This is a genomic window from Paraflavitalea sp., from assembly GCF_059502485.1.
Window position 1 is genome coordinate 1170777 of sequence record NZ_JCACET010000010.1, and the last position, 12060, is coordinate 1182836.

At 49.1% G+C, this 12060-nt stretch carries 8 protein-coding genes; all 8 read right to left on the reverse strand.

The window, feature by feature from the left end; all coding sequences use genetic code 11:
• Positions 1-47: 47 nt before the first annotated feature.
• Entirely contained in the window at positions 48-1100 is a 1053-nt protein-coding gene (locus AC5JBY_RS21950) for a formimidoylglutamase (RefSeq protein ID WP_495906802.1), read from the reverse strand.
• A 114-nt stretch (positions 1101-1214) separates the two neighbouring features.
• Positions 1215-3227 (reverse strand): site-specific recombinase, encoded by a 2013-nt coding sequence (locus AC5JBY_RS21955; protein WP_495906803.1) that lies wholly within the window; start codon positions 3225-3227, stop codon positions 1215-1217.
• A gap of 20 nt (positions 3228-3247) precedes the next feature.
• Complete coding sequence (gene hutI / locus AC5JBY_RS21960) at positions 3248-4489, reverse strand: imidazolonepropionase (RefSeq protein ID WP_495906804.1); 1242 nt, start codon at positions 4487-4489, stop codon at positions 3248-3250.
• Between the two features lie 292 nt (positions 4490-4781).
• The gene (locus AC5JBY_RS21965) at positions 4782-5435 is read right to left on the reverse strand and encodes a carbonic anhydrase family protein (protein WP_495906805.1); all 654 of its coding nucleotides are present in this window, start codon (positions 5433-5435) and stop codon (positions 4782-4784) included.
• Between the two features lie 187 nt (positions 5436-5622).
• Positions 5623-5940 carry a hypothetical protein gene (locus AC5JBY_RS21970; RefSeq protein ID WP_495906806.1) on the reverse strand — a complete coding sequence of 106 codons (318 nt, stop codon included), beginning with the start codon at positions 5938-5940 and terminating at the stop codon, positions 5623-5625.
• 26 nt (positions 5941-5966) lie between these two features.
• The gene (locus AC5JBY_RS21975; RefSeq protein ID WP_495906807.1) at positions 5967-7745 is read right to left on the reverse strand and encodes a glycoside hydrolase family 15 protein; all 1779 of its coding nucleotides are present in this window, start codon (positions 7743-7745) and stop codon (positions 5967-5969) included.
• Positions 7732-9966 (reverse strand): bifunctional alpha,alpha-trehalose-phosphate synthase (UDP-forming)/trehalose-phosphatase, encoded by a 2235-nt coding sequence (locus AC5JBY_RS21980; protein WP_495906808.1) that lies wholly within the window; start codon positions 9964-9966, stop codon positions 7732-7734. The genes AC5JBY_RS21975 and AC5JBY_RS21980 overlap by 14 nt, the downstream gene beginning before the upstream one ends.
• Before the next feature lie 325 nt (positions 9967-10291).
• Positions 10292-11977 (reverse strand): urocanate hydratase, encoded by a 1686-nt coding sequence (gene hutU / locus AC5JBY_RS21985; protein WP_495906809.1) that lies wholly within the window; start codon positions 11975-11977, stop codon positions 10292-10294.
• Positions 11978-12060: the final 83 nt, after the last annotated feature.

A 12060-nucleotide genomic window follows, 5' to 3' on the forward strand; every position in this document is an offset into this window, starting at 1 on the left:
ATTTGGGTAAGGTATTAGCTTTTAGTCTTTAGCTGTTAGCAATGACCTTATGGGCTGCTGTGGGCTTTTACGAAGTCGCTTACGAGGTAGCTTACGAGCTTGCCGGTACTTTCGTCTTTGCGGCCATCGGACAGCTGAGCGGCACCTTCACAGATGTGCAGATAGGCGGCATCACAGTCGATGCCTGTGAAGTTGAGGTATTGCCGTGCATGAAGGGTCAGTATGCCTGCAGGCGTAACGGCGCTCGACAGGGTATGTTCGATACAATCAAGGTCCAGCTCAATGCCTGTATAGTTATCGCCCGTGAAGCCCGTGGCATGAGCTACTGCCTGTATGAAGTTGCGCTTCTCGTGTACAAATATGTCTTCATAGGTGATGAAGTCCATGAAGGGGTTGTTGACGATATCCAGCCAAACGTTCTGGGGAAGGTAGTTTTCATGTAATCCTATGACACAATACTTCTGCAGGTAGCCATCTTCTTCGGCATAGCGGAAGCCGTTGCCGCTGTGGCGACCTTCGGCGGGCCGGAAGTCGGCATGGGCATCGAGGTTGATGCAGTTGATCTGCGCCAGGGGCAGCAGTCCGGCTTTGTGTAATCCTTTGGCAGCGCCTTTGATGAGGGGGTAGGCATTGTTGTGGCCTCCTCCTATTACGATGGGCAGCTTTTTATGGGCAGTGATCAATTTGATCATTTCTTCCACTTCCTCATCGATGGTGATGACCGCATGGCGGTAAGCATCTACTTTTTCTTCGGGTCCGGCGGCATTTTGTTCGATGAGGTATTTCATGTCGCCAAAGTCGAAATGGCCCAGGAGTAATATGTCGTCACCTATCAGGAAGTCGTTGCTCTGGATATTCAGGAAGGACGTGAGGAAGGGTACCCAAATGGAGTCAGTGCCCCCTACTCCATAGTTGGCGCGTACGCCTATATCTTCCGGGATGCCTATGAGCACATACTTAGCTGTCGATTGTTCGAGGGATGTTTCGAGTTGCTGCTTGTCGGCAATGACCTGTATACTTTCACCCAACTTGGTCTCGAACTTTCGCAGACGGGTCAGGGACAGTATATCTTGTTTGGTGTAGTATTTAAAGTGCTTCATAGTTGAGTTTTAGAATACAGAATAGAGGCTTCGACAAGCTCAGCCTGACATATAGTTTTAATTACGCTTCGACAGCCCTTCGACAAGCTCAGGGTGACAATACTTAGGGTGATATTACGATGTTAATCTCCTTCTCGGTCTAAAAAAGTCTAAGGGGTGGGAACGGAAGTACTTCCACAAGATACTCAGGAAGCCGGGATAATCGCGCAACTTGATGCCTCTGGAGCGTACTGCCACGATGAATGCCAGGGAAAAGCTCACCAGGAAGTTCAGGAAGCCGATGCCTAATACGCCTGCTACCACGATGGCCATGTAACTGAAAGATACATTATTCCAGCCTACGCCATACAATCCGATGGAGGTATTGGCGGCAGCGATGGTAATGTGGCGGATATCGAAGCCGATTCCAAAGAGGTCGCCGGCCGTGGTGGCCATGCCCAGGAAAAAGCCCAGGGTGACGTTGCCCGCCAGGCTGCCTGCGTGTCCGTCGACATAGTTGGCGATGCGCTGTAAGCGTGTGCGGGAGGTGTATTGGCGTAGCAGGGGATGTTCTACCAGCCGTGTGCCGATGCGCCCGTAGTTTACTTTGTTTTGTACGTATCCGGCGATGATGCCGCTCAGGAACAGGAATACACCTGTGTTGCAGGCATAGAGCAGGGACAGGCTATGCCAGGGGTGCTGGGCTTCCAGCATTTTTACGGCGGCATCTCCTCCTACCATTGGTTTGCCAAAGCAAATGTCGTAGAGCCAGGCCAGCAGGAAGGTGACCGGAAATACGACGATGAGGTTTCCTACAAAGGAGGCAATCTGACTGCGGGATATTTTCGATACGGTAACGGCGAGGTTGTAGAGATTGGGGGTATTATCGCCTTTTCGCGTGTCGAGCGAGCTGGCTACTGCACTGGCGGTAAAGGCAGGTTGCTTCGTGGCCAGGGTTGCTTTTGTTTCTTCTATGGCCACAAAGCCGAGGCTATAGTTGACGCTGTAGGTGAACCCGTGCCAGAAGGGGGCCATGTGTATCTTTCCCAACAACACTTTGAACATGGCTACAAAGCAAACGATGAGTCCTCCCCACATGGCGCTCGCGATCATCTGAAAGTATTCGATTGGTGAAGCCGTTATGTACTTGTTGCCTTTCTTGCCTTTGTGTTCTGCTATCTGGTAGGCGAGGTAGCCCGTGGTTTGTGAGAGAAATTCCCACAAGCTATTCTTGCGATTCTCGTTTCTGATGGCGGTTATGAACAGGCTGGCCAGCCGGGAGGTATCCATCTTATCATCAAGGTCTACGATGTCCAGCACCAGCTGCATGCGCTCCAGCTTTTGCTCCAACTGGAAGAGGATAAAGGTTTGTGAGAGGCTGGCGCCGCGCTCGGCCGTCTGGTCGTGGATGTACTGCACCACCTGCTTATCTTCTTCAAATACCGCTTTGATGCGCTCCAGTACCGTAACTATTTCTTCTTTGGGTCCATTGTTGAGCAGCAGTTCTTTGAGCTCGTATACCAGGTATTGCTGTACAGCAAAGGGGTTATCGGTTTGTGGATGTTTGAATGGTGCATTGCGTACGATGGCGTTTTCCCATCCCAACTGTGCTACGCCTGCTGATAATATTTGCAAGGCCACCAATGCCTGCCGGGTGATGACCGGCTCGCGGCCCTGGAATGAGAGGCCTATGGCATCGAAGAACTGTACCCACCGGGCATGGCCGATCTCTTCGACCCATTCGTAATCGTCTTTGCGGTAGAAGATGCGGTCGAGCAGGTAGAGGAAATCGTTCTGATCCTGCAAGGCGGGCAGGAATTTATGTTTGAGTCGTGCGTATAGTTCACGGCCTGCACCACGGGACACTGTGATACCGCTCTCCGTGAGCAGGGGCAGCAGGTTGCTGTTGATCAGTTGAGCGAGGACAGCCGTACGGAGCTCAGACAATACTGCCGGATGATTTTGCAATAGCTGCAGGGATCTGGCAAAGTTTTGTACAGCTTCCTCCGGTGTGCTCGTGCGCGGACGAATGAGCTGAAAAAAGGTGATCAAATAATCTAATGCGCCTTCACGGTCTTTGATGCTGACCGTGGGTCGTTTCTCCAGGAACTGGGCAAATGGATCTATTTTCTTTTTCTTACGGATCATTAGGAATGAATATACAACATTTATATCCAGGCCCCTTTTATCATTACTTTATCAATGAGGTTGGAGCCGAAGGCGTATGGTAAATAGGCCAATGAAGGGGTAGGTTTTGTCATGATCAGGTTGGCTTTTTTGCCGATGGTGATGCTGCCCAACTCCTGTCCCAGTTCCATGGCGTAAGCTCCGTTGAGGGTAGCCGCATTGATGGCTTCTTCGGGCAGCATTTTCATTTGAATGCAGCTCATGGCCACCACCAGGTTGATATTTCCGCTGGGTGATGAGCCGGGATTGAAGTCGGAAGCCAATGCAATGGCACATCCTGCATCGATCAATGCACGTGCTGGCTGAAAGGGCATGCGCAGGAAAAAGGCTGCTGTAGGTAGTAAGGTGCCAATCGTATTGGAGTTTGCCAGGGCTTTGATGGCTGCTTCGTCCATTGTTTCGAGGTGATCTACACTGACAGCGCCCAGCTTAACGCCTACTTGCGTGCCACCAGACAGGTTCAGCTGGTTGGCATGTATCTTTGGTTTCAAGCCTACTGCCATGCCTGCGCGGCAAATGGTTTCTGTTTCTTCCGGAGAGAAGAATCCTTCTTCACAAAAGACATCTATATAATCAGCCAGCTCTTCTCTTGCGATCACCGGCAGCATATCGTTTATAATGCTATCGATGTAGCCCTGATGATTGTTCTTGTATTCCTGTGGGTAAGTATGGGCGCCGAGGAAGGTGGCTTTAATCGATAGTGATGAGCGTTCTTTCAGCTTTTTGATCACACGCAGCATCTTCAATTCTCCTTCTACTGTGAGGCCGTAGCCGCTTTTTATTTCGATTGCGCCTGTACCCAGTTTGCTCAGCTCTTCCAGTCGTTGCCATGCCTGGGTGAACAGAGTATCTTCTGTGGCGTCATTCAGTTTGCGGGCCGAGTTCAATATACCACCGCCTTTAGCGGCTATGTCGGCATAGCTCATGCCTTTGATCTTGTATACAAATTCTTCTTCGCGGCTGGCGGCGAAGACGGTGTGGGTGTGGCTGTCGCACCAGGCGGGGAGTATAAAAGCACCTTTTACGTCGATAGCAGTCGAGAGTCGCGAGTTCAGCGTCGAGAGTTTGTTCATGGGGCCGTAGCCAGCAATGGTATCGTCTTCTATGAGCAGGTAAGCGTTTTCTATGCAGGGCAGTGTGGCCAGTTCACTACCACGTAATAGACTACCTTGTTCACGGACATTGACAAGTTGTTTGATATTGGTTATGAGTGTTGCCGACATTGAAGGCCGTTTGATTGGGCACTAAAGTAAGTCAATTGGGCTAAAGCCCAAATGGATGTGATGCTTTTGTGTCCCGGCCCTGAAGGACCGGGCAATTCCGTTTGCTTCGACAAGCCTGGTGAAAAAAAATGGCCAGGCTACTTGTATAGCCTGGCCGGTGTTCTATTTCTCGTGAGTCTAAAAAAAACTTTTGAACAGTGATTCTTCGCTCCTTTTACAACCCTTCGACAAGCTCAGGGTGACACTCTTCGTCCCTTCGACAGGCTCAGGGTGACAGAAGCGATACTCTCCTTTAGTTTACTTCTTCAGCAACGGCTTCCAACACTTTTTCTTTGATGAATTTTACTTCGCCTGTTTCAACGCTGTAGTATCCTGCTGCGAGGCCGCTCTCTCCGTTCTTGTACATTTCTTTCAGGATCGGGCTGCGCTTCAGTACTTCTTCGAGTGTATGTAAAGTATTGGCATGGGCTACAGCTTCGATGAACTCGGGGTTCACTGTTTCTTTGCCTTCGCTCTTTACTTTTTCGATAGCGGGGTGTACTTTTTCCAGTAAGCCTGTGAGGTTGCCTAATTCTACGTGGTTGCAGGCTCCTTTGATGGCGCCGCATTTGGAATGTCCCAACACCATGATCAATTTAGAGCCAGCTACTTTGCAGGCAAATTCCATGCTGCCAAGGATGTCTTCATTGATCACATTGCCGGCGATACGCACGCTGAATACATCGCCCAGGCCCTGGTCGAAGATCAACTCTGCTGATGTGCGGCTGTCGATACAGCTTAATATCACAGCAAATGGCCATTGTCCTTCTTTTGTGTCATTCACTTGCTCCAACAGATTCCTGTTCACTTTCAGGTTGTTCATAAACCGGGCATTGCCTTCTTTCAAAAACTGTAATGCCATCTGGGGTGTGGTAGTGGACTGTGTCTCTTTGCTATGGGTCCTCATTGTTGTATGGTTTATAAGTTAATAAGTTGATGGGTTGACAAGGATATGTTGACAGGTTAACAAGTTGAAAGGTTGATAAGGGAATACCTTGTCAGGTTAACAGGTTGATAAGTTAATTAGTTGACAAGCATTGGACTCTTCCGGGTGCTTGCCTGTGGTGTGTTAAATTATTGTTAGTGTGACTAACTTAAGCGAGGCTGAAAGGGAGCTCGGGAGGCAGTAATAAGGTTTCTGCGTGCTGCCAGGGTAATTCGGTTGTATGGCGGATATGGTAAGCCGCGCTTTCTTCGGGCATGAGCAGGGCCACGATGCTGGTGGAAAGTTCCTGCTCAACCATAAAAACCGGTGTATCTGCTGTATTCTTAACTTCTTCTGTATCAGCGAAGCCTACAACGGATTCCATATCAACGCTATCGTTTTTTACGATAGTGGTAAGGCGATACATATTGGCCATCAGGAGGAGGCCAAAGGTGATCACCTGTAATATGGTTACCAGTTTCTTCATTGCCGTGTAAAGTTAAGGGAATCGGGTCAGAGGAAATCGACTTTATCGACTTTTCTGGCGATCCGGAATGCCGCATTGATCAGGCCCACATGGCTATAGGTTTGCGGGAAGTTCCCCCATTGGGAACCATCCACATGTACATCTTCGCTAAATATGCCCAGGTGGTTGCTAAAGGACAATATCTTATCGAGATTTTTAATAGCATCATCTGTTCTGCCTACGCATGCCAGTGCATCCACATACCAGAAGGCGCAAACCAGGAAGGTGGTTTCGGGGAATCCGAAATCATCGTAATGTTTATAGCGGTAGAATAAGCCATGATCGGCCAGTAATTCTTTTTCGAGGGCGGCGATGTGGTCGCGTGCGCGTTGTGAATTATGGTCCAGGTAATTCATGGTGACCATGCTGAGGGTACTGGCGTCGAGGTTGGGTGTGCCAATGGCCTGCGGGTATACTTTGCGTTCTTTGTCGTACGCATCTTCCAGCAGTTTGTTGGCGGCCGCTGCCAGTTCCTGTGCTTTTTGCATGATCTGTACATCATTGAAGAGGGCTCCGATCTTGTAGGCGGCTTTTGCTCCTGCCCAATGGAACAGCAGGGTGTAGGTGTGTACCTGTACCTGGTTGCGAAACTCCCACAAGCCGGAATCGGGCATCGTGAGGGTACGTTCAATCTGATTCAATAACCAGGGAACAATATTGCGATAACTGTTCTTGCGTGTGAATGTAAGTCGCTTGTCGGTGTACAGGGGTAACAGGCTTACCAATACCTGTCCGTATACATCATGTTGTACCTGCACGTAGGCTTTGTTGCCGATGCGCACCGGTTTGTTGCCCAAATAGCCATTGAGGCCGATGGTAATTTCTTCGAGGTCCTTCTCCCCTGCTATGGAATACAGTGGTTGCAGGGAGCTACCCGCATTGGCCAATATGTTATGGATGAAGTCGAAATACTTTTCCAGTTCTTCGAAGTGTCCGATCTGGTTGAAGGCGCGCAGGGTGTAGTGCGCATCGCGGAACCAGCAGAAGCGATAGTCCCAGTTGCGGGTGCTGTCGTGAAACTCCGGCAGGCTGGTAGTACCTGATGCGATGATGCCTCCAGTGTCTTCATATTGGTGCAGCTTGAGCACCAGTGCCGAGCGGATGATCTCATCCTGGTATATATCGGGGAGGTAGCAGCTTTTGATCCACTCCTGCCAATGTTGTATCGTCTTACGCAAGAACTCTTCGCAGGTTTCTTTCAGTGGCGCTTCGAGGGGAGCTCCGTATGTCAGCACCACATAGCGATCCTGATCGAGCAGGAATGGCTGCTGGTTCAGGATATAGGTGAGTGATACATCTGTTGTGATGCGCACCTGCTGACCCAGGTTCATGTAGCGAATGTGGTTGCTGCCGGTAGATGCTTCCGGAACGATCTGTCCGTATTCACCTCTGGGATCGCAGACAATACGAATAGACGGATCGCCGTGCAGCAATTCGATCTTACGTACCATCATGAGGGGCCTGAACTGCCGTTCATGGATCGTCATGCGCGGTGCACAGTCTTTCACTACAAAGCTGCCATCGGCAGCGGTGAACTCTGTGCACAAGACATTCGTATTGGGCACATAGTATTGGTGACTGGTATAACCTTCTGTAGCAGGTACGATGGAGAAATGTCCTCCTTTCTCTTCATCGAGCAGGCTTCCGAAAAGGAAGCTGCTGTCGAAGCGTGGCAAGCACATCCATTTAACATCTGCTTTCGTATCGATATAGGCGAGGTAAGAACAGTTACCTATAATGCCCATGTTGTATTTATGCGCCGGCATATTCTTTTTCCGTTAATGGTGTCATCAATTGCTCCAGTAACGGCAACACTTTTCTTTGGGAGAATACCGTGTATTGTGCAGCCGTTATTCCATTGCTCACTTTTATACTGTAGGCTTTATTGCCTAATGCTTTGAACATATCTTCATCTGTTGTATCATCTCCTATGCACAAGGTAAAATCAGGGTTCATCTCATTGACCAGCCTGAGGGCCATAACTCCTTTATCGAACCCGGCCATGCGTACTTCGATGACTTTGTTTCCATCGATCACCTGCAGCATGGTGTTTTGCAACATTTGCGACAGGTTGTTGATCAATTCGCGGGAGCGGCTGAACCCGAGGTCAGCTGCTGTGTTCCTGTAGTGCCAGGCAATGGTATTGTTCTTTTCTTCAATGAATGAGCCTACGCACCTGCTTACAAACATTTGCATGATGGGGCGTATGCCGTCTTTCCATTGTTCTGACACAGGTATAGTTTGTTGCCAGTTGTCATTGCGCATTTTCAAACTGGCGCCGTGCTCGGCCACCAGCGTGATGGGCAGATGACCCAGCCATTTCTCCAGTACTTCTGCATCGCGGCCACTGATGATGACCACGTGGTTCTTCTCATCTGCCGCCAGATTGGATAACAAGTCTTTCAGTTCCTTTGAAGGGACTGCTTCCTGCGGCATGCGGGCAAATGATACCAGGGTGCCATCATAATCCAGCAGGAGGCAGCGTCTTTGTGCTTTCTGGTAATGCTGGTGTATGCGTTTGTATATTCTATCGTCGAGTAACTTGGTTTGCAGCTTCTGTTGTTCTTTCCTGATGTTCATGAGCTGATCGAGGAAGTCGTTCACCCACTTTACCACATCGTAATCGGACAGCCTTTTCTGCATCAGGGCCATACGGTTCTTTTGTTCATGCAGGGGCATATTCAATGCTTTTACAATCGCATTGGAAACATCCACCACATCGGTAGGATTAACCAGCAGGGCTTCGTTCAACTCACTGGCAGCTCCGGCCAGCTCGCTCAAAATCAGCACACCTTTCTGGGTAGTGCAACTCGCTACATATTCTTTCGCCACGAGGTTCATACCATCGCGTAATGGTGTGATCAATGCCACATCTGCTGCCTGGTACAAGGCGCAGAGCTCATTAAACGGAAGGTGATTGTAGCGATAGATGACCGGTTGCCAACTGATGGATGAGAACTTGCCGTTGAGCGTGCCGATCTTTTCTTCGATCTGTCGTTTTCTATCGAGGTAAGCCGGTATCTCATCGCGCGAGGGCACTACGTTGAGGATAAATACTACTTTCTCCTGCCATTCAGGATTTTGTTGCAGGAAGTATTCGAATCCATTCAAGCGGTCCATCAGACCCTTCGTATAATCCAATCTATCGACCGAGAAGATGATCTTCTTGTTCTCAAAGTTCCTCTTGATATCGTTTCTCAGTTCCAGCACTTCCGAATTGTAGGCTGCTTCGTGAAACTTCTTGTAGTCAATTCCTATCGGGAACAGGTCGGCTTTCACCAGCCTGTCCTGGTATTGCATGGTGTAGAACGAACTATCTATGCCCAGCAACATTTTTACGCTTTGTAAAAAGTGTTGTACATAATCGTGGGTGTGGAAGCCGATCAGGTCGGCGCCCATCAGGCCACGCATAATGGCTGTCTTCCATTCTGCCGGCATTAACCTTAATATCTCATATGAAGGGAATGGTATATGGAGGAAGAATCCTATGTTGATATCAGATTGACGGGCGCGCAACATTTCAGGCACCAGCATCAGTTGGTAGTCATGTATCCAAACCGTATCACCTGGTTTCACTACTTCGGCCAACCGATCTGCAAAGGCTCTATTGACTTGTACAAAGGCTTCGTAGTAATGCGTATGGTACTGTACCAATGATGGAAAATAGTGGAACAGGGGCCACAGTACTGAGTTGGAGAAGCCATTGTAATAATCTTTATACAACACTGAATCCAGGAATAAGGGTTGTGCTGTAAAATCATATTTGGCGAGGCGTGGCGCTACTTCTGTATCCCAGTCATCGCCTGAGAAATCAGCAACGCCCATCCACATCTTTTCTCCGATATTACTTTTAGCAGATTGATCGCTTTCAAAAAAGCTTTTGATAGCAGATACCAGTCCGCCAGAGCTCTGCCGGATCGTCACCTGATCTCCGTCACGGTCTACTGAAAATGGTAACCTGTTTGAAACAATTATAAGTCTACCCATAGTATTAATAATTAGGGAGTACGGATTAATTCACAAATGGTTTTCAAAAAGGAGGCCAGTTTGGGTATTTAAACCACCAAACGAATCGTATGTTATGCACAAAAATGTACAACGATGCCTCAACCTGTTGATAACAGGCGATAGCAGGGTAAGAGATAGCAATCCTGCTGCAGCAAATGTAAAAGCGGGGTATTAGGAGGGACTTATAATGGTATTACAATTACATTAAAAAATGGGGAATTTTTGGGACAAAATGGAAAGCAAGCTGTGAGCAGCGAGCCACGAGCTTCGAGCGAAATACAATAGAGTTACAATATGTTAGCTACTAAACCTTATCTAACCTTGTTTGTATGTCGAGGTTATGATCGGCTGCTGTCTTTTTGGCTGTTTCGTAGCCGGCATCTGCGTGGCGGATAACGCCCATGCCCGGGTCATTGCGCAATACGCGTGAGAGACGTGCAGCAGCAGCCTCTGTACCATCGGCCACGATGACCATACCTGCATGTATGCTATAGCCCATACCCACTCCTCCACCATGGTGTAAACTTACCCATGATGCGCCGCCAGCTGTATTGACTAATGCGTTCAGTAATGGCCAATCGGCTACGGCATCACTGCCATCCATCATCGCTTCTGTTTCGCGGTTGGGTGATGCTACAGATCCTGTATCGAGGTGATCGCGCCCGATAACAATCGGCGCTTTTACTTTTCCTGTTCTTACCAGTTCATTGAAAGCTAATCCTGCTTTCTCACGCTCTCCCTGTCCCAGCCAACAAATGCGTGCGGGCAATCCCTGGAAGGCGATCTTTTCTTTTGCCAGTTTGAGCCAACGCTGGAGTGATTTGTTTTCGGCGAACATCTCTCCTATTACCTGATCGGTAACGGCAATATCTGCCGGATCGCCACTGAGGGCAGCCCAGCGGAAGGGTCCTTTGCCTTCACAGAACAGGGGGCGTATGTAGGCCGGTACAAAGCCGGGGAAATCGAATGCGTTTTGCAGGCCACGCTCCTGCGCTCTTGCGCGAATGTTGTTGCCGTAATCGAAAGTAATGGCGCCTTGCTTCTGTAATTGCAACATCAATTCTACATGGCGGCGCATGGAATCGTATGCCAGGTCAGTGTATTGTTGTGGGTTTTGTTCGCGTAATATTTTCGCTTGCTCATAACTGATCGTGTGGGGCCAATAGCCAATGAGCGGATCGTGCGCAGAAGTTTGATCGGTCAATGTATCAGGGATCACTTTTCTTTCCAGCAAGCGTTCCAATAAAGCAACAGCATTGCAGCATACGCCAATGGAGAGGGTTTCGCCTTGTTGTTTGGCTTGCAATGCGCGGTCAATAGCTTCGTCTATGTCTTCTATCAGCAGGTCGAGGTATTTTGTCTGAAGGCGTTTCTCTATTCTCCACTTCTCTACTTCTGCTATCAATGCTACGCCTTCATTCATGGTGATGGCCAGTGGCTGTGCGCCACCCATGCCACCAAGACCGGCAGTCACGTTGAGGGTTCCTTTCAGCGTGCCACCAAAATGTTTGTTGGCTGCTGCTGCGTAGGTTTCATAGGTTCCCTGCACGATGCCTTGTGAGCCGATGTATATCCAGGAGCCGGCGGTCATTTGTCCGTACATCATGAGGCCTTTCTTTTCCAACTCATCGAAATGTTCCCAGGTGGCCCAGCGTGGCACCAGCTGCGAATTGGATAATAGTATGCGTGGTGTATCGGGATGTGTTTTCAGTATGCCGACAGGCTTACCACTTTGTATGAGGAGTGTTTCATCATTCTCCAGGTCTTTGAGTCCTTTGATGATGAGGTCGAGTGCTTCGAAGTTGCGGGCTGCTTTGCCACGTCCGCCGTATACAATGAGGTCATCGGGCCGCTCGGCCACTTGTGGATCGAGGTTGTTGAGGAGCATGCGCAGGGCTGCTTCCTGTATCCATCCTTTGCAGGTGAGTTGTGGGCCTGTGGGTGTTTTGTATTTGATGGGATCGTATTTAGACGTCGATATTTTTTCCATGATAGATCGTTTTTTAGTGAAGAATACGACTTCAATATTTAGAGCTTCAATGAGGCAACAAGGCATTAAGGCAGCGAGAGGCA

Coding starts and splice junctions, on each gene's coding strand:
- AC5JBY_RS21950 (WP_495906802.1), bottom strand. CDS start 1,100: ATGAAGCACTTTAAATACTACACCAAACAAGATATACTGTCCCTGACC.
- AC5JBY_RS21955 (WP_495906803.1), bottom strand. CDS start 3,227: ATGATCCGTAAGAAAAAGAAAATAGATCCATTTGCCCAGTTCCTGGAG.
- hutI (WP_495906804.1), bottom strand. CDS start 4,489: ATGTCGGCAACACTCATAACCAATATCAAACAACTTGTCAATGTCCGT.
- AC5JBY_RS21965 (WP_495906805.1), bottom strand. CDS start 5,435: ATGAGGACCCATAGCAAAGAGACACAGTCCACTACCACACCCCAGATG.
- AC5JBY_RS21970 (WP_495906806.1), bottom strand. CDS start 5,940: ATGAAGAAACTGGTAACCATATTACAGGTGATCACCTTTGGCCTCCTC.
- AC5JBY_RS21975 (WP_495906807.1), bottom strand. CDS start 7,745: ATGCCGGCGCATAAATACAACATGGGCATTATAGGTAACTGTTCTTAC.
- AC5JBY_RS21980 (WP_495906808.1), bottom strand. CDS start 9,966: ATGGGTAGACTTATAATTGTTTCAAACAGGTTACCATTTTCAGTAGAC.
- hutU (WP_495906809.1), bottom strand. CDS start 11,977: ATGGAAAAAATATCGACGTCTAAATACGATCCCATCAAATACAAAACA.